The 18,705-nt window shown below is 65.8% G+C and carries 16 protein-coding genes; 7 read left to right on the top strand and 9 right to left on the bottom strand.

The window, feature by feature from the left end; genetic code table 11:
* Positions 1-26: 26 nt before the first annotated feature.
* The 7 genes from AC54AG_RS02350 to AC54AG_RS02380 all read left to right on the top strand — a co-directional run bounded on the left by AC54AG_RS02350 (position 27) and on the right by AC54AG_RS02380 (position 7,092).
* Positions 27-773 carry a DUF4198 domain-containing protein gene (locus AC54AG_RS02350; protein ID WP_496629399.1) on the top strand — a complete coding sequence of 249 codons (747 nt, stop codon included), beginning with the start codon at positions 27-29 and terminating at the stop codon, positions 771-773.
* A gap of 2 nt (positions 774-775) precedes the next feature.
* The gene (locus AC54AG_RS02355) at positions 776-1,111 is read left to right on the top strand and encodes a DUF3649 domain-containing protein (RefSeq protein ID WP_070301399.1); all 336 of its coding nucleotides are present in this window, start codon (positions 776-778) and stop codon (positions 1,109-1,111) included.
* The gene (locus AC54AG_RS02360; protein WP_496629400.1) at positions 1,108-2,730 is read left to right on the top strand and encodes a PepSY-associated TM helix domain-containing protein; all 1,623 of its coding nucleotides are present in this window, start codon (positions 1,108-1,110) and stop codon (positions 2,728-2,730) included. The genes AC54AG_RS02355 and AC54AG_RS02360 overlap by 4 nt, the downstream gene beginning before the upstream one ends.
* Complete coding sequence (locus AC54AG_RS02365) at positions 2,730-3,083, top strand: DUF3325 domain-containing protein (protein ID WP_034747326.1); 354 nt, start codon at positions 2,730-2,732, stop codon at positions 3,081-3,083. The genes AC54AG_RS02360 and AC54AG_RS02365 overlap by 1 nt, the downstream gene beginning before the upstream one ends.
* Positions 3,084-3,088: 5 nt before the next feature.
* Positions 3,089-3,616 (top strand): sigma-70 family RNA polymerase sigma factor, encoded by a 528-nt coding sequence (locus AC54AG_RS02370; protein WP_496629401.1) that lies wholly within the window; start codon positions 3,089-3,091, stop codon positions 3,614-3,616.
* On the top strand, positions 3,613-4,566 hold the full coding sequence (locus AC54AG_RS02375) for a FecR domain-containing protein (protein WP_496629402.1): 954 nt from the start codon (positions 3,613-3,615) through the stop codon (positions 4,564-4,566). Before AC54AG_RS02370 ends, AC54AG_RS02375 begins: the two co-directional genes overlap by 4 nt.
* 78 nt (positions 4,567-4,644) lie before the next feature.
* Positions 4,645-7,092 carry a TonB-dependent siderophore receptor gene (locus tag AC54AG_RS02380; protein ID WP_496629403.1) on the top strand — a complete coding sequence of 816 codons (2,448 nt, stop codon included), beginning with the start codon at positions 4,645-4,647 and terminating at the stop codon, positions 7,090-7,092.
* On the opposite strand, the gene AC54AG_RS02385 is transcribed toward AC54AG_RS02380, so the two are convergent.
* The 9 genes from AC54AG_RS02385 to AC54AG_RS02425 all read right to left on the bottom strand — a co-directional run bounded on the left by AC54AG_RS02385 (position 7,083) and on the right by AC54AG_RS02425 (position 18,615).
* The gene (locus tag AC54AG_RS02385) at positions 7,083-8,897 is read right to left on the bottom strand and encodes a putative bifunctional diguanylate cyclase/phosphodiesterase (RefSeq protein WP_496629404.1); all 1,815 of its coding nucleotides are present in this window, start codon (positions 8,895-8,897) and stop codon (positions 7,083-7,085) included. The genes AC54AG_RS02380 and AC54AG_RS02385 overlap by 10 nt on opposite strands.
* 168 nt (positions 8,898-9,065) lie before the next feature.
* Positions 9,066-10,694: a methyl-accepting chemotaxis protein gene (locus AC54AG_RS02390; RefSeq protein WP_496629405.1), complete on the bottom strand. Its 1,629-nt coding sequence runs from the start codon at positions 10,692-10,694 to the stop codon at positions 9,066-9,068.
* A 232-nt stretch (positions 10,695-10,926) separates the two neighbouring features.
* Positions 10,927-12,396, bottom strand: a complete 1,470-nt coding sequence (xylB, locus tag AC54AG_RS02395; RefSeq protein WP_496629406.1) for a xylulokinase — start codon at positions 12,394-12,396, stop codon at positions 10,927-10,929.
* A gap of 17 nt (positions 12,397-12,413) precedes the next feature.
* Positions 12,414-13,304 carry an AraC family transcriptional regulator gene (locus AC54AG_RS02400; RefSeq protein WP_058048865.1) on the bottom strand — a complete coding sequence of 297 codons (891 nt, stop codon included), beginning with the start codon at positions 13,302-13,304 and terminating at the stop codon, positions 12,414-12,416.
* Between the two features lie 35 nt (positions 13,305-13,339).
* Entirely contained in the window at positions 13,340-14,464 is a 1,125-nt protein-coding gene (locus AC54AG_RS02405) for an ABC transporter ATP-binding protein (RefSeq protein WP_496629407.1), read from the bottom strand.
* A gap of 2 nt (positions 14,465-14,466) precedes the next feature.
* Complete coding sequence (locus AC54AG_RS02410) at positions 14,467-15,507, bottom strand: NAD(P)-dependent alcohol dehydrogenase (RefSeq protein WP_331776932.1); 1,041 nt, start codon at positions 15,505-15,507, stop codon at positions 14,467-14,469.
* Between the two features lie 11 nt (positions 15,508-15,518).
* Positions 15,519-16,346 carry a carbohydrate ABC transporter permease gene (locus AC54AG_RS02415; protein WP_319990861.1) on the bottom strand — a complete coding sequence of 276 codons (828 nt, stop codon included), beginning with the start codon at positions 16,344-16,346 and terminating at the stop codon, positions 15,519-15,521.
* Entirely contained in the window at positions 16,334-17,224 is an 891-nt protein-coding gene (locus AC54AG_RS02420; protein WP_058048862.1) for a carbohydrate ABC transporter permease, read from the bottom strand. Before AC54AG_RS02420 ends, AC54AG_RS02415 begins: the two co-directional genes overlap by 13 nt.
* A 119-nt stretch (positions 17,225-17,343) precedes the next feature.
* A complete protein-coding gene (locus AC54AG_RS02425; RefSeq protein WP_070301390.1) occupies positions 17,344-18,615 on the bottom strand; it encodes an ABC transporter substrate-binding protein in 1,272 nt (423 codons plus the stop codon).
* Between the last annotated feature and the right edge of the window lie 90 nt (positions 18,616-18,705).

The raw sequence follows: 18,705 nt of genomic DNA on the forward strand, positions 1-18,705 counted from the left end.
TCACATAACAAGATAAGGGATACACCATGCACATCACTTCCATCGCGCGCCTCGGCGCCCTCGCCACCGCCCTGCTGGGCGCGGCCATCGCATCCGGCAGCGCCAGCGCGCACCAGATCTGGCTGCAGCAGGACGGCAAGGCGGCCAGCGTCTACTTCGGCGAATTCGGCGACAACCTGCGCGAAGCGTCGCCCGGCCTGCTCGACAAGTTCAGCATCAAGAACGTGACGTGGGTGTCGGCCAAGGGCGCGCAGCCGCTGCAGGCAAGCAAGACTGCCGGCGCGTTCCTCCTCAATGGCAAGGTGGGCGCCGGCGAAAGCATCATCGTCGAGGAAGACAACTACCCGTCGTGGGAAGAGAAAAAGGATGGCAAGGCCACGCGCACCGTGTGGGTCCCGGCCGCGCGCCTGATCGCCGACGGCAAGGCGCAGACGCCAGCGTTGACCCTGGACCTCGTGCCGACCGGCAAACCAGGCCAGTTCCAGGTCAGCTACCAGGGCAAGCCGCTGGCGCAAGCCAAGGTCAACGCCGTGGTGCAATCGGGCTGGGGCAAGGAAGCGTGGAGCGATGCGCAAGGCCTGGTCAGCTTCCCGCTGCCCTGGAAGGGCACCTATGTGCTGGAAGTGCAGCACACGGACAAGACGGCCGGCCAGCGCGGTGCGCAAGTGTATGACAAGGCGATGTTCGTGACCACCCTGAGCCTGGTGCAGCCGCAAGGCGTGACGCCGCTGCCGGCCGGCCCGGCCGTCCCCCCCAGCAAGGATCACGACTGACCATGCAAGCGCCAGCCATCATTAAGATGCCGCGCCTGCGGCTGTCCGCCGGCGTGGTCTACCGTCTCGGCGTGGCCTCGCGCAGTGTGGCGGCCATCGTCGGCGGCTATGTGCTGGCCGCGCTGGTCACCATGCTGCTGTCGGTAAGCCTGCCCATGGCCCGTTCCGAAGCCGTCATGACAGCCACCCTGCTGTCGTTTGCCATCTACACCTGCGCCGTGATGTGGGTCTTCGCCACGCGCAGCGCCCTGCGCGCCTGGCTGGGCCTTCTGATGCCGGCCGCCGTCATCGCCGCCATCCTGCAATGGATGGACGCACTATCCTGGAGTCTCGCATGAAAGAAGGTTTCCGCCAGTCGATGGCATGGCTGCACACCTGGTCCGGCCTGCTCGTCTGCTGGATCCTGCTGCTGGTGTTTTGCGCCGGCACGGCCAGCTACTACCGCAATGAAATCACCTTGTGGATGCAGCCCGAACTGCATGGCGCCGCCGCCAGCCAAGTGAGCACCGAGGAAGCGGCCAAGGTCGCGCAAAAAGCGATGGAAGAGCGGGCCACGGGCGCCACGCGCTGGTTCATCAGCCTGCCCGGCGAGCGCAGCCCCGCCACGCAACTGGGCTGGAGCAAGCCATCGCAACCGGGCGAAAAGAAACGCGGACGGCGCGGCAATTTTCATAGCGAAAAAGCCGATCCGGCCACGGGCGAGGTGCTGTTCAAGCCGCGCGAGACGCGGGGCGGCGAATTCCTCTACCGCCTGCACTTCGACCTGCACTACATGCCGGCCATCTGGGCCCGCTGGATCGTGGGTTTCTGCGCCATGTTCATGTTCGTTTCCATCATCAGCGGCATCGTCACGCACAAGCGCATCTTCAAGGACCTGTTTACCTTCCGGCCGAAAAAAGGCCAGCGCTCATGGCTCGATGCGCACAACGTGACGGCCGTGCTGGCCCTGCCCTACCACATCATGATCACCTACACGGGCCTGGTCACGCTGATGTTCCTGTACATGCCATCGGGCGCCACGGCCGCCTACAAGGGCGACAAGGATGCCTTCTTCGCCGAGGCGTTTCCCGGCCGCTCGGGCGACAGCAAGCCGGCCGGCGTGGCCGCGCCGCTGACGGCGCTCGCGCCCCTCGTGCGCCAGGCGGAACAGCACTGGGGCGGCGGCAAGGTCGAGCGTATCTCCGTCAGCCACCCGGGCGACGCCAACGCCACCATTTCACTGACGCGCGCGGGTGGACGCGACATGTCGTCGAAACAGCCGTCGATGGAATTCGATGGCGTTTCCGGCAAGCTGTTGTCAAGCGAAGGCGAGGCGCAGCCCGGCGCGGCCGCCACGCAAGGCGTGATGGTGGGACTGCACGTCGCGCATTTCGGCGGCCCGCTGCTGCGCGCCCTGTTCTTCTTGTCCGGCCTGGCCGGCTGCGCCATGGTTGCCACGGGCGCCCTGCTATGGGCCGTCAAGACGCGCCAGAAGCAGGCCAAGGCGCTGGCCGCCGGCAAGCGCGCCAGCTTCGGCCTGCGCCTGGTCGAGGCGCTCAACATCGGCGCCATCGCCGGCATCCCGATCGCCTTCGGCGCCTACTTCTGGGCCAACCGCCTGCTGCCGGTGGCGATGGAAGACCGGCCGCAAGAGGAAATCGCCTGCTTCTTCGGCGCCTGGGCCCTGGCTGCCATCATCGCCCAGCTGCGCCCGTCGCGCGCCATGTGGCGAATGCAGCTGGCCGCCGGCGCCTTCCTGCTGGCGTCGCTGCCCGTGCTGAACGTCTTTACCACCGATTCGCACCTGGGCGTCACGCTGTTCCTGGGCCGTGGCCCGGTGGCGGTGGCCGCCTTCGACCTGGTGGTGCTGGTGCTGGGCCTGGGCCTCGCGTATGCGGCGTTCAAGTTGAAACCGCTGCCCGTGAAAGCGGCCAAGGCGGCGCCAGTACAACCGGCGCAGACGATGGAGGCCGCGTGATGGAGCTGCTGTCGAACTTCCTCGTCTTTGCCTTGTGCTATGCGGGCCTGTCTTCGCTGTGCCTGGCCATGGACCGCCACTACGCCGACCTGCACGGACGCGGCGCCGAACCGCCCGCGCCGCTGCGCCGCCGCCTGCAGTGGGCAGGCTGGCTGGCGCTGGCGGCGGCCCTGGCCTGGGCCATGCACATCGCCGGCGGCGGCTATGGCCTCGTCTACTGGGTCGGCAGCCTGACGGGCTGCGGCTTGCTGCTGATCTGGCTGCTGCCGTATGCGCCCCACCAGGCCATGCGCCTGGCGCGCATCATCGGCGTGGCGGCCTTGCTGGCCGCCGTCGCGCTGGCAGTGCTGTAATTATCATGGCCATGCCCCCCCTGCTGCCCACGCAGCTGGAAAGCCATTATCGCGCGCACCACGGCTGGCTGGCGCACTGGCTGCAGCGGCGCCTGGGCAATGCTGCCGAGGCGGCCGACCTGATGCACGATACCTTCGCGCGCCTGCTGGCCGGCGCGCCCATGCAGCCGCACACGCCGGCCCTGCGCACGCCCAAGGCTTACCTGGCGACCGTCGCCAAACATCTGCTGATCAACCACTTGCGCCGCCAGTCGCTGGAACGCGCGTGGCTGGCCGCGCTGGCCGCCCTGCCCGAACAGCATGTGCCATCGGCCGAGCAGCGCGCGGAAATCCTGCAGTCGCTGCAAGCGATCGACACGATGCTCGACGGCCTAAAACCGAAGGTGCGCGCCGTCTTCATCATGGCGCAGATCGAAGGCCATGCCTATGCGGACATCGCCGCACAGCTGGGCATCGGCGAGCGCTCCGTGAAACGCTACATGGCCGAGGCGCTGACCGAATGCGTGCTGCTGGCGCAGGACTTGCCGGCATGAGCGCGGCCACTTCGCCATATCCACCGTTGTCGCGCAAGGTGGCGCGCCAGGCCGTCGAATGGTATTTATTGGAGCAGTCGGGCCAGGCCACGCCGGACGACCTGGCCGCCAGCGCCCAGTGGCGTGCACGCGACCCGCAACACGCGCGCGCCTGGAACAGGGTGCAGCAGGTGAGCCAGACGGCAGGCCTGCTGCCGCCGGACCTGGCCGTGCCCGTGCTGCGCCGGCCGCAGCGCCGCGTGGCAGTGCAAGTGCTGCTGGCGCTGATGGCGGCGCCCGCCGCCTGGCTGCTGGTACGCCACGACATGCTGGCCGATTACCGCAGCGGCGTGGGCGAACGGCGCGAAGTCTCGCTGCCCGATGGGGGCACCGTGGTGCTCAATACGGACAGCGCCGTCGATGTGGCGTATGGCGCCGGCGAACGACGGCTGACGCTGCGCCGCGGCGAAGTGCTGGTGCAGACGCGCCCCGACCATGCGGGCAGCCGCCCTTTCATCGTCGCCACCTGCCATGGCCGCATCCGCGCGCTGGGCACGCGCTTTACCGTGCGCGTCGACGACGACGGCAGCCGCGTGACGGTGCTCGAACACGCGGTGGAAATCACGCCGCGCGCGGCATCGGCCACCGTCCGCACGCTCGTGGCGGGCCAGCACAGCCGCTTCGACGCCAATCACGCGGGCCTGCCCACGCCGGAGCCGCTGCAAGCCGATGCGTGGGCGCGCGGCATGCTGGCGGTGCAGGACATGCGCCTCGATACCTTCGCTGCCGAATTGTCACGCTACCGCCCCGGCCTGCTGCGCGTGGAGCCGCAAGTGGCGGGCTTGCGCCTGTCGGGCGCCTTCCAGCTCGACGACACGGGCGCCGTGCTGGACAGCCTGGCGCGCATGCTGCCCGTCGACGTGCTGTACCGCACCCCGTACTGGGTCACCATCGCGGCCCGCAAAAAATAATTGTTAAAAGTTGGCCCCTTTTTTCGGCATGGCCTGTCCTGTAAGTACGACAACGACACTCACCGGAAAGGCCACACCATGCACCCACCCCGTTTGACTCCCCTCGCGCGCGCCATCGGCAGCGCCTTGATCCTGCTGTCGCTGGCGCAGGCGCCGGCCATGGCGGCCGATGCCACCACGCCAGCCGCAGCGCAAACGGTCTTCCACGTGCCGGCCGGCGAACTGTCCGCCGCCATCGCCAGCTTTGCCATCGAAGCAAAAGTGAGCGTGGGCGCGGCGGCCGAACTGCTGCAAGGCGTGCGCACGCCGGGCCTGAGCGGCAGCTACACGGTGCCGCAGGCACTGGCCCGCCTGCTGGCCGGCACGGGCCTCGAGGCGCTGCCCAGCGGGGAACGCAGCTACGTGCTGCGCAAGGCGGGCGCCGCATCGACCGGCGCGCCGATTGCCGCCACCCTGGACGAAGTGGCCGTCAGCTCCAGCGCCCTGCGCGACGGCACCACGGAAGGCAAGCGCGGCTACGCGGGCCTGACCAGCGCCACGCGCCTGAATCTGTCGCTGCGCGAAACGCCGCAGGCCGTCAGCGTCATCACGCGCCAGCAGATCGACGACCAGGGCTTGCGCACCTTGCAGGACGTGCTGGTGCAGGCACCCGGCATCACGGTCGACCATTCGTCGAGCACGCGCGAATACGACCAGGTATTTTCACGCGGCTTCGAAGTGACGTCGTACATGTTCGACGGCATCCCGACCAGCAAGAACCTGGAAGCGCGCACCTACGACATGGCCATCTACGACCGCGTCGAAATCATCCGCGGCGCCACGGGCCTGATCAGCGGCACGGGCAGCCCGTCGGCCGCCGTCAACCTGGTGCGCAAGCGCCCGGGCCGCGCTTTTGCCGCCACGGCCGGCGCGCAGCTGGGATCATGGGACCGCTACCGCATCGAAGGCGACGTCTCGACGCCGTTGACGGCGGACGGCAAGGTACGCGCGCGCCTCGTCGCCGCGCATGAAGACCAGCGCTCGTTCATCGACCGCTACCGGCAGAAAAAGGACGTGCTGTACACCATCGTCGAAGCGGACCTGACGCCGTCGACGGTGCTCAGCGCCGGCATCAACTACCAGCAGGAAAAGCTCAAGGGCGCGGGCCGCGAATTCCCCATGTTCTATGCCGACGGCTCGCAGACGCGCTTCCCCCGCTCGATGAACGGCACGGCCGCGTGGAGCACGTATGACCGCGAGCAGAGCATGCTGTTCGCCACGCTCGACCATTATTTCGACAACGACTGGATCGCCAAGCTGGCCGTCAGCCGCAGCAGCAACCAGTACGACGCCTTGCAGGGTTTTTCCGGCAATGGCTACCCGGACCGCATGACGGGCGGCGGCATGCGGCTGTGGCTGGCCAACTGGCACAGCAAGCCGCAACAGACCTCGCTCGACGCGTACGTCAGCGGACCGTTCCAGGCCTTCGGCCGCCAGCACGAACTGGTGCTGGGCGTAAGCGCCTCGGAACTCGAGACGAATAGCCCCATCTATCCGGGCTGGCGCCTGGCCGGCTATGACCATGCGGTGCCGAATATCCACGCCTGGAATGGCGACATGCCGGTGCCCGACTACAGCGGCACGCGCCTGGGCAGCTCGTACGACAAGGAGCGCGAAAGCGGCCTGTATTCGACGCTGCGCCTGCGCCCGACGGACGCGCTGTCGGTGATCCTGGGCGCGCGCCTGTCGTACTGGAAGCGCGACATCCGCAGCGATTACGATGCCGACACGGACCTGTACGACGCGATGCGCGAAAACGGCAAGATCACGCCGTATGCGGGCCTCGTCTACGACCTGGGCAGAAACTGGTCGGCCTATGCCAGCTACACGAGCATCTTCACGCCGCAAAGCCAGCGCGACGTCAACAGCCGCTTCCTGGCACCGCTCGAGGGCAAGAACTACGAAGTGGGCGCCAAGGGCGAATTCTTCGGCGGCAAGCTCACCACCAGCGCCGCCGTCTTCCAGCTGAGGCAGGAAAACCTGGCCGAAGCCGATCCGGGCAATGTCTGGATCATCGGCACGGGCGGCGGTTCCTACGCCTATCACACGGTCAAGGGCGCCACCACGCGCGGCTTCGAGGCGGAAGTATCGGGCCAGTTGCGCCCCGACTGGCAACTGACGGCCAGCTATGCGCATAGCCGCATCCGCAATGCCGCCGGCGCACGCATCCAGACCAACCAGCCGCAGAACATGGCCAAGCTGTGGACCACCTGGCGCCTGGCGCAAGGCGTGCCGGGCCTGGTGCTGGGCGGCGGCGTGAACTGGCAGAGCGATATCTACATGGATGATCGCGGACCGAATGGCGAACGCTTCACGCAGAAGGCGTATGCGGTGGCGGGACTGATGGCGCAGTACCAGGTCAGCAAACAGCTGGTGGCGACCCTGAACGTCAATAACGTCTTCGACAAGAAGTACTATTCGACGGGCATGGGCGGCTACTACGGCGATCCGCGCAACGCGATGCTGGCGCTGCGCTATCAGTTCTGAATGGCTTCGCTACTTTTGAGCAGCGCCTCGATGTCCTCGGGCGCCACGGCGCGGCCGAGAAAATAGCCGAATGCTTCGTCGCAGCCCATCTCGGCCAGCAGTTCCAGCTGCTCGCCGCTTTCCACGCCGCCGGCGATGGTGCGCAGTCCGAGCGTGCGCGCCATCGCCACGATGGCGCGCACCACGGCGCTATCGCCGCCCGGCTTGCCCAGGTCGTCGACGAAGCACTTTTCGATCTTCACAGCATCCGTGGGAAAGCGTTTCAGGTAAGTGAGCGAAGCGTCGCCCGTGCCGAAATCGCTGATGGCGATCGCCATGCCCAGCTGGCGGAACTGGCGCAGTATCAGTTCGCAGTTCTGGTTGCTGTCGATCAGGATGCCGGCGGCGATTTCCAGTTCGATGCAATGGCCCGGCACGCCGGCCGCCTCGAGCGCGGCGGCGAAATTGCGCGCGATATCGCGCTGGTAGAACTGGCGCGCCGACAGGCTGACGGACACCGTCAGCATCTGCCCCTGCGCGATCCAGCTGCGCGCCTGCTCCACGGCCGTGGCCAGCACCCAGGCACCGACCGGCAGAATCAAGGCGCTTTCCTCCAGTACCGGCAAAAAGTCGAGCGGCATCATCAGGCCCAGTTCCGGGTGCTTCCAGCGCAGCAGCGCCTTCACGCCCGTGATCCTGCGCGTCTTCAAGTCCATGCGCGGCTGGTAGTACAGCACGAATTCATTGCGTTCGAGCGCGTGGCGCAGGGCTGTCTCGAGGATGGTGCGCGAATACGACTGCGTCTGCATGCGCGGCGCATAGCGCTGGCAGGTACCGGGCGCGTGGCGCTTGGCCGCGTACATGGCCAGGTCGGCCTTTTCGATCAGCGCATTGACGTCGTCATCGTCGTCCGGGTACAGGGCCACGCCCACGCTGGCCGCCACCGACAGGCTGTATTCGCCGATGACGAAGGGCGCGGCGATGGCGCGGACGATTTTCTCGGCCACCCGCTCGGCATCGTGCGCCGTGCGCAGTTCCGTCAGCAGGATGATGAATTCGTCGCCGCCCTGGCGCGCCACCGTATCGACCTTGCGCACGCACTGCTGCACCCGGCGCGCGAACTCCGTCAGCACCTGGTCGCCCACGTCGTGCCCCAGGCTGTCGTTGATGGATTTGAAGCGGTCGATGTCGACGAACAGCACGGCCAGCAGCCCCTGGTGGCGGCGCGCGTAGGCGATGCCGTGCTCGAAGCGGATCTGGAAATGCAAACGGTTCGGCAAGCCCGTCAAGCCGTCGTGGTGGGCGATGAATTCCAGCTGCTGCTCGGCGCGCCGGCGGGCCGACACGTCGTGCAGCAGCAGCACCGCGCCGCCCTGCGCCAGTGGCGCGCAGCTGTACTGCACGTCGATGCGCTTGCCGTCGAGATGGCGCAGCAGCACGGCGCCGCGCGCCACTTCCAGCACTTCCTGCCGCGCCACGCAGTCGCGCACCTGGCGCGCCGCATCGATGGGCGTGCCATCATGAAACAGCGGCAGCAGCTGCGTCACGGCCTGGCCCGGGCCATCGTCGCCCTGCAAGCCGCCCATGGCGCTGGCGCGGGGATTCAGGTACCGCACCACGCCATCGTGGTCGGTGCCGATGACGGCCGCCGGCAGCGCATGCAGCAGCGACAGCGCATCTGCCATGCGTTGCGCCTGCGCCGCCTGCAGCACCACGCCCGTCGCATGGCGCATGCGCCACATGCGCGCCGCCCGCCACTGGCAGGCCAGCAGCACGGCGAGCACCATGGCCAGGGCCAGGCACAGCGCCAGCAGCAGCGCCGTCATGCGTCACCCGGCAGGCGGAAAGTACGGAACATGGTTTTCCTTTGCAACGTGCGCCATGCGGCCGGGCGCAGATACATGCTGAAAGGAAATAATATAAGAATTTTGGCGCGATATTTGCCTGATCGGGCGCCGCTTGACTGGCATCAAGCGGCGCGTGGCACGCCCGCTTCAGGCCAGCGACAGCGTCCGGGCCGGGGCGGCGCCCGCCGCTGCGACCACGCCGGGCGTGCCGTGCAGCTTGAAGATGCTGACGGCGTCGGCCAGGCTGGCCGCCTGCTGCTGCAGCGCGTCTGCGGCGGCGGCGGCCTGCTCCACCAGGGCCGCGTTCTGCTGCGTCACGCCATCCATCTGGCTGATGGCGATGCTGATCTGCTCGATGCCGTCGCGCTGCTCCACGCTGGCCACGGCGATCTCGCCGATGATGGCGTTCACGCGCTGCACGCTGCTCACCACGTCATCCATCGTGCGCCCCGCCTGGCCGGCCAGCACGCTGCCCTCTTCCACCGTGCGCACGGATTCGCCGATCAGCTGCTTGATTTCCATGGCCGCCGCGGCCGAGCGGTGCGCCAGGCTGCGCACTTCCGTCGCCACGACGGCAAAGCCGCGCCCCTGTTCGCCCGCGCGCGCCGCTTCCACGGCTGCATTCAGGGCCAGGATATTCGTCTGGAAAGCGATGCCGTCGATGACGGCGATGATGTCGACGATGCGCTTGGACGAGGCATTGATATGGCTCATGGTCTGCACCACCTGCGCCACGGCTGCGCCGCCGCGCTGCGCCACGTCGGACGCGCCGCCAGCCAGCTGGCGCGCCTGGTCTGCGTTGTCGTTATTCTGCCGCACGGTAGACGTCAACTCGATCATCGAGGCGGCCGTCTCTTCCAGCGAGCTGGCTTGTTCTTCCGTGCGCGAGGACAGGTCCATATTGCCGCTGGCGATTTCCGCCGAGGCCGTGGCGATGGCGTCCGTGCCGGTGCGCACACGTCCCACGATGGCGGCCAGGTTGCCGCTCATCGCTTTCAGGGCCCGCAGCAGGTCGCCGATTTCATCTCGGCTGCCATCGGCCACCACGGCGCGCAGGTCGCCGGCCGCCACTTGCTGGGCGATGCCGACAGCCGCACCCAGCGGCACCGTGATGCTGCGGATCAGCCACCACACGGTGACGCTGCCGACGACCAGGGTCACCAGCACGGTGGCCAGCATGGCGATGCTGGCGCTGCGGTGCGCGGCCGCGTCCTGCTCCTTCATCTGCGCCATCAGGCTGTGCGACTGTTTGCCGATGGTCGTCACGATGGCATCGATCTGGCGCGTCGGTTCGCGGTCCATGCCCTTGACCAGTGCATCGACCACGTGGGCGCTGTCGGCGCGCGCGCCATCGAATTTTTGCAGGGCCGCCAGGTAGCTCACGCCCAGCGCATCGTGCGCCTGCAGCGCCTGCACCACGGGCGCCGTGTCGAGCCCCAGCGCCGCCATCATCGATTGCAGGCTTTTCAATTCCTTGCGCGTCTGCGCGCCGCTGGCGACAAACGCTTCACGGTAACGCTGGAAGGCGGCCGCATCGCCGCCGCGCAGCAAAATGTTTTTCCACTCCTGCACCTGGATCTTGAATTCCACCTGCGCGCTGCGCGCCGCATCGACCGCTTCCGTCAGGGCCACGGAGCGCTGCATGGCGTCCGCGCTGCGCGCACTGGCCGCGTCGAGCGCGCTCCAGCCACGCGCACCGACGAACACCAGCGCAAGAAAGAAGAAGGCGCCCAACAGACCGAGGCGGATGGAGATTTTCAGATTCGCGAGTTGCATGGGTTTCTCCCGGCGGCAAGAACAGGATGGCAACAAAGGCGCCGCCAAAACTATCCAATTCTCACCAAATGGGGAAATCATGCGGTGCGCCCCGTGAAAAACCAAGCAACGCTTTCGCTAGAGAAACACTTTCAACATAGAAACAACAAATTACAAGGAAAGGTTGACTGCCTGGCTATAATGACGCGCTCGCAGCATGGTCAGGCCGGCAATCTTGCCGGTCGCTTCAGCGCTACACCGCAGCCGCTCCCGCAAACTCCGCGCGCAGCAGCGGATACAAACGCCGGTAGCGCGCCAGCCGTTCGTCCAGCATGGAGGACGCTTGCGGCGCGATTGTCTCCTGCGCGGCTGGCCGCGTGCACACCTGCGCGGGCGGCAAGCCCGTCACCGCCATCTGCGCCAGACGCGCAGCGCCCATGGTGCCGCCAGCCGCGCCGTGGTCGTGGCGCAGCACGTTCAAGCCCGAGGCATTCGCGCACAGCTGCGCCCAGAAGCGGCTGCGCGAACCGCCGCCCACGAACGACGCTTCTTCCAGCTGTGTGCCGGCGCTGCGCAGGGCCGCATTGCCGTCGGCCATGGCAAAGGCCACGCCTTCCATCACGCTGTACGCCAGCTCGGCCCGCCCGTGTTCCGTCGACAGGCCGAAAAACACGCCGCGCGCGGAAGCGTCGTTGTGCGGCGTGCGCTCGCCGCTCAAATACGGCAGGAAGATGGGCGCCGTGCGCGCCTCGACGTTTTCCGCCAGGTTGACCAATTCGCCGATGTCGCCCGACTGCGTCAGCCGCGCCACCCAGCTGAGACTGGACGCGGCGCTGAGGATCACGCTCATCTGGTGCCAGCGCTCGGGCAGGCAATGGCAGAACGCGTGCACGCCCTGGCCGGGATTCGGTGCAAAACCGTCGCTGCCGGCGAACAGTACGCCGGAGGTCCCCAGCGACAGCAGGCCGGCGCCAGGCTCCACCACGCCCAGGCCGACAGCCGCCGCCGCATTGTCGCCCGCGCCGCCGGCCAGCAGCACCGGGTGCACGATGCCCCATTCCTGGCACAGCGAAGGCCGCACCTGCGCGGCGGCGGCGCTGCCTTCGACCAGGCGCGGCATGTGCTCGCGCGTCAAACCGGTGGCGGCCAGCATGCGCTCGGACCAGTCGCGTTTGGCCACGTCCAGCCACAGGGTGCCGGAAGCGTCGGACATGTCGGACACATACTCGCCCGTCAGGCGCAGGGCCACGTAATCCTTGGGCAGCAAGACCTTGGCCGTGGCGCGGAACAGCGATGGCTCGTATTTTTGCAGCCACAGCAGCTTGGGCGCCGTGAAGCCGGGCATGGCCTGGTTGCCCGTGATGGCGCGCGACTCGGGCACCAGCGCCTCGAGTTCCACGCATTCGGCAAAGGCGCGCGTGTCGTTCCACAGGATGGCCGCGCGCAGCACGTGCTGCTGCTTGTCGAGCAGGGTGGCGCCATGCATCTGGCCCGACAGGGCGATGCCGCGCAAGCCGGAAAACGCCACCGGCTGGGCGGCGCGGATGGCGGCGATGACGTCCAGGGTGGCGTGCCACCAGTCCTCGGGATTCTGTTCCGACCAGCCGGGATGGGGACTGGATACGCGCAGGGTCACGCCGGCGCTGGCAACGATGGTTTGCGCGTCATCGGTGAGGATGGCCTTGACTTCGGAAGTGCCGATATCGATACCGAGATAAGTCATTTGATTCCAGAATAAAGTTAAGAATGGCCGTCGCCGGATGGATCGGGCATGTTCATCAGCAGGCAGGAGCGGAATTTCGACGGCGACATGTGCTTGTGCGCCAAAAACTGGCGGTTGAAATTGGAAAGGTTGTTGAAGCCCGTGCGGTAGCAGATATCGGTGACCTTCATGTCCGTGTTCATCAGCAGCTCGCAAGCGAGCGCGATGCGCTCCTGGTTCACGTATTGAATGAACGAGGTGCCCGTATGCTTGCGGAAGAAACGCGTGAATTTCAAGGTATTCATTTCCGCCACGTCGGCCACGTCCTGCTCGCAAAAATCGAGCGTGATGTTCTGCTTGATATACGCCAGCACCAGGTTGATGGTCGACGACATGTAGCGGCCGGCCTGTGCCAAGTAAGTGACGCTGGCCAGCGGGCGCCGCTCGCGGCACTCGCACAACTCGCCGAACAGGCGCGTAAACAGTTCGACCCGGCGCAAGCCCTGCGCCGTCGTCAATTCCTTCATCAGCGGCACCAGGCGCAGGCCCAGCGCATCGGGAAATTGCAAGCCCCTGCCAGCCTCGCCCAGCAGGGCTTTCAGCGGTGCCATTTCCGGGAACAGCAGCGCGCAGCGTTCGATGAAGTCGCTGGAAAACTGCAGCACCAGGTCGCGCTCGGGCAGCACCACGCCTTCCGGCAATTCGCTGACCCAGTTATGCGGCAGGTTCGGCCCCGTCAAGATCAGATTGCCCGCCCCGTAGCTGCCGATATGGTCGCCGATGAAAAATTTGCCGTTTGACGTGATGATGAAGTGCAGTTCGTACTCGGGATGAAAATGCCATTTCGCCACCGTATGCGGAAAGCCGTGCGCCCACGCGCGAAACGATTCATGGATCGGTTTGTGGATCAGTTCCAGGTCAGGCGTCACGGCAGTTCCCTTGCGCGGTCTCGTTGCCAGCTATTCTAACCACTTACCTGGGCATTGAGCGCCAAAGCCAGACCGCTGTCGGCGTCGAACAGGTGCATGTGCTCTTCATCGAAGGCCAGCGCCAGGGTCTGGCCCACCTGCGCCGCGCTGTTGGCCGCGTTCGCCGGCAGCAGCGCCGACAAGGTCAGGGCGCCGCACTGGAAGCTGATCAGCGCTTCGGCGCCCAGCAGCTCGACCAGGTCGATCACGCACGCCAGGCCATGCGTGCCTGCATGCTCCTGCGGCAGCGCCGCGCGCAAGTGATTCGGACGCAGGCCGAATACCACGCGCGTGCCCTCGGCCAGCGCGGTGAAGCGGGGCGATATCAATGGCCAGCGGTAGCCGGCGCACACGAGCACCGTTTGCCAGCCATCCTTCTCGACGACGCCATCGATGAAGTTCATGGCAGGGGTGCCAATGAACCCGGCCGCGAACAGGGTGCGCGGATGGTTGTACAGTTCCGCCGGCGTGCCGATCTGCTCGATATGCCCGCCCTTCATCAGCACCACGCGGTCGGCCAGGGTCATGGCTTCCAGCTGGTCGTGCGTGACGTACAAGGTGGTGGTGCGCAGGCGGCGGTGCAAGCGCTTGATGTCGGCGCGCAGTTGCGCACGCAGCTTGGCGTCCAGGTTCGACAGCGGTTCGTCAAACAGGAACACTTGCGGCGTCTTGATCATGGCGCGCGCAATGGCCGTGCGCTGCTGCTGGCCGCCCGACATGGCGCGCGGCTTGCGTTCCAACAGGCTGTCCAGGCTGAGGATGGCCGCCACCTCGCGCACACGGCGCTCGATCTCGTCGTTCGGCACCTTCAGGCGGCGCAGGCCGAAGGCGATATTGTCGTACACCGTCATGTGCGGATACAGCGCGTAGTTCTGGAATACCATCGCCACGTTGCGCGCGCGCGGCGGCAAATCGTTGACGATGGCGCCGCCGATGTGCAGCTCGCCGCCGCTGATGTCTTCCAGGCCCGCGATCATGCGCAGCAAGGTCGACTTGCCGCAGCCCGATGGCCCCAGCAGGACGATGAATTCGCCGTCAGCTATCTCCAGGTCGAACGGCTGCAGCACGGCCGTCTTCTCGTCATAAGTCTTGTGCAACTGCCTGCAAGCGATGTTTGCCATGGTTAGTCTCCTGCCAGTTCGATCTGGATCTTGACGTCGCGCGGATGGCCCTGGGCCGCTTCCTCGAACGCCCGCACGCCGTCGGCAAAGCCGAAGGTGCGCGAAATGAAGGGTTTGACGTCGATCTTGCCCGAGGCGAGCAAGGCGATCGCGCGCGGGAAGATGTTCGCGTAGCGGAACACGGATTCGATGCGCACTTCCTTCGCCTGGATGGCAACGATATCGAAAGGGACATTTTCGGGCGGCATGCCGACCAGCACCAGGCAGCCGTTCGGGCACAGCAGGTCGACGATGTTGTCGTAGGCGCGCATGCTGCCGCTGGCCTCGAAAACGATGTCGGCGCCCCAGCCGTCGGTCAGCTCGCGCACCGTATCAAACAGGCTGGCGTGGCGCACGTCGACCGTGGTCACGGCGGGATTGCCGGCGAACAGGGCCAGCTTTTCCGGCACCAGGTCGGCCAGGATCACGCGCGAGCAGCCGCCCGCCAGCGCGGCCAGCGCATTCATGGCGCCGATGGTGCCGGCGCCGATCACCACGGCCACGTCGCCCGGCTTGATGGCCGCCTTCTTGGCCGCCTGCAGGCCGATGGCCAGCGGTTCGACGATGGCGCCTTCGCCAAAGCTGACGTTGTCGGGCAGCTTGAAGGTAAAGGCAGCCGGATGCACGACATACGGCGTGAGGCAGCCGTGGATGGGCGGCGTGGCCCAGAAGCGTACGGCGGGGTCCAGGTTGTACAGGCCGCGCATGGTGGCCGGCGAATCGAACTGCGGCACGCCCGGCTCCATGCAGACGCGGTCGCCCACCTTCAGGTGCGTCACCCCATCGCCCACTTCGGCCACCACGCCGGACGCCTCGTGGCCGAGCACCATCGGCGCTTCGACGGCGAAGGGGCCGATCTTGCCATGTTTGAAGTAATGCACATCGCTGCCGCAGATGCCCACGGTATGGATCTTGATTTTCACGTCGCGCGGGCCGACGGCAAGCGGCAAATCGATGTCGCGCAGGGTGATGGAATGCGCGTGTTCCAGTACGAGTGCTTGCATGATGGGTTTCCTTATTTATGTTTGAGCATGGAGTTGAGCAGCCGTCCCAGGATGCCGACGAACAGCAGCGGCGGCAGCGCCAGCAGCACGGTGGAAGCGTTCACCACGCCCCACGGCACTTCCTGGCCCATCGAGGTAAAGGCCGACGCCACCACGGGCAGGGTCATGCTTTTCGACGAGGTGAGCGCCAGCGCGATCATCAGTTCATTCCAGACCAGCACGAAGCTGAAGACGATGCCGCCCATCAGGGTTTTCGAGGCCACCGGCAGGGCCACGTACCAGAACACCTGGTAAGGGCCGTAGCCGTCGAGCGCGGCCGCTTCCTCGATCTCTTTCGGAATGCGGGCAAACGCGGGAATCGATAGCCAGATGATGGTCGACAGGGTCACCAGCAGATACGTCACCACCATCGACAGGCGCGAGTCGTACAGGCCCAGGTCGATCCAGATCGAGATCAAGGGAATGGCGACGGCGACAGGTGGCAAAAAGCGCAGCGACAGCAGGAAGAACTGGATATCCTTCTTGGCCGGGATCGGATAGCGGGCGATCGCATACGCGGCCGGCACGCCCAGCACAGCCCCCAGCAGCACGGCGACGCCGACGATGGCCACGCTGTTGCCCAGTCCCGTCAGCACTTCGGGGCTGGCCAGCACCTGCTTGTAATTGGCCAGGGTCGGGCTGAAGAAAAAGCGGGGCACGGGCGTGACGATGTCCATCAGCTCCTTGAATGAGTTGAGCACGGCCCACAGGATGGGGAACAGCGCCACGAGGATAATCGCGGTAGTAATGGCGGTGGTGGCGGCATGGTCCACACCGCGCCGGATAGTCAGTTTTCCCATTTGGCGACTCGCTTCCAGAGCAGGGTGAATATTACTGTCGTGGCCAGCATCATCAGCACGGCCATGCTGGACGCGTACGACACCTTGCCCATCAAGCCGATGCCCTGCGCATACGCGTACATGTCCAGGGTTTCGGTGGAGATGCCGGGGCCGCCCTTGGTCATCACGTAGATCAGGTCGAACGAGCGCAGCGACTCGACCATCTTGATGAAGACGAGGCTCATGATGGGTACCTTCAGCATGGGCAGTGCGATGTAGGCATACACCTGGAGCGTGCTGGCGTAGTCGAGGCGCGCCGCTTCCAGCGGTTCGCCGGGCAGAGTTTCCAGCAGCTTCAGGATGACGGCGCCGAAGAACAGGCCCCACTGCCAGATGTCGACCAAGGCCACCGCGTACAGGGCGGTGGCGGGATCGGACAGCAGGGCCGTGCCGCCCAGGCCAACGCATTCGAGCATCCAGTTGAGGATGCCCATCAATGGCGAATACATGAACTTCCAGATGAAGGCGGCCGACACGCGCGGCAGCAGCACGGGCACGATCAAGAGCAGCGCGATGATGTCACGCGTGCGTCCCTTCACCTTCTCGAACAAGAACACGGCCAGCAGCACGCCGACGATCAGCGAGCCGGCCACAGTCACCACTTCCCAGATGGCCGACACCTGCACGGCATTGACGAAGCGGCGGTCGCCGAACAGGCGGAGAAAATTGGCAAAGCCGACGTAATCGCTGTCGCTGTAGCGCAGCACGCGATTTTGCAGGGCCAGGTTGATGGCGGCGATGCTGGGCACCAGGCCCAGTACCAGCAGGACCAGCAGCGGCAAGGTCAGGAAGACGGCCGGCAGCCAGGTGTGGCGTTTTTTATGGATGGTGTGTGGCATAGGATGGCTTTCAGACGTGAAGATGCAAGCGCTGGCTTTACCCCAAAAGCAAGAGCTGGGGTCAGACCCGCCGGGTCTGACCCCTGATTTAAGCTAGCGGAGTCGTCGGCGATACGGGCTTACTGACGTTTCTTAGCCCGTTGCATCACCTCGGTCGCATACTCATTCGCCTCATCCAACGCGCTTTGCACGTCGCCGCGCGTGCCCGTAAACACTTCCTCCAAGACTACGCCCAGGTTGTCGCCAATGTCCGGCCACTCGGGGCTGGGCCAGATGGTGACGCGCGAGACGGGCGTGGTGTCCGTCAGGCCCGCCTGGATCTGCGGCTTGACGTGCTTGCGGAAGTAGTCGCTGTTGATGGTGCTGGTGCGGTTGTAGTCGCTGAAGACGTTGTCCTTCAGGCGCGCCTGCTCCTGCTCCTTGCCCGTGGCGAAGGCGATGAACTTGCCGGCCGCCTGGCGCGTGCATTCATCTTTCGCGCCGGTGGCGGAAATGGCCAGGCCGTGGCCATATGCGGCCGATGGCAGCGGCGCTGGCGGACGCACATAGCCGACCTTGTCGACCACCGATGATTTTTTCGGGTCTTCCATCCAGTCGGCAAACGGCGTCGACTCGATCATGAAGGCCACCTTGCCCGACCTGAACGCTTCGAGCGCGTTGCTCCAGTCGTAGGTGGCGCCGCCCGGCGGCGAATACTTGAACAGCTCGCGGTACAGGGTGGTGGCCTTGACGGCCTGCGGCGAATTGAAGGCGGGCACGCCGTTGTTTTCCCACTTGCCGCCGGCGGCCAGCATGAACGGCGCCCAGCGCCACACATTCATGCCCGAGCCGCGCTGGCCCCGCGCCGCCCAGCCATACACATTCGGCGGATTATTCATTTTCTTGACGGCGGCGACCAGTTCATCGAGCGTCTTCGGCACGGCGATGCCGGCTTTTTCCAGCAGGTCGCGGCGGTAGAACAGGAAATCGCTGCCGCCGATCAGGGGCGCGAAATACGCCACGCCCTTGTACGAGGCGACGGCGCGGCGGCCCGGCAGGAAGTCGTCGTAGTCGGCGTCCTTGGGCAGGTATTTGAGCAGCGGGACGACCCAGCCGGCCGTGGCGAATTCGGCCACGTTGGCTTCGTCGATGTAATAGATCTGGTAGGAGCCGGCCTTGGTGGAAGCATCGAGGCGGGCTTTCGAGCGGCGGTCGTTTTCGCCGAAATAGCTGATTTGTACCTTGGTGCCGCTTTTCTTTTCATACTCGGCGAGAGTCTTTTCCATCACCGTCAGGCCCAGGCTTTTTTGCGCCAGCACCTTGATCACGGGCACCGAGCAGCTTTGCGCCGAGGCGTCTGCAAACCCGGCGGACATGAGGGTGCCCCATGCAACAGCAGTCATGATTTTCATAACACGTCTCCATTTTTATAGTCCGGCGGTTTTCCACCGGTATGCCAACTATAAAAACAAAGTCCATCTGCCACCACTGCAAAAGCGGCG

This window comes from Janthinobacterium sp. BCJ23 (assembly GCF_059617945.1).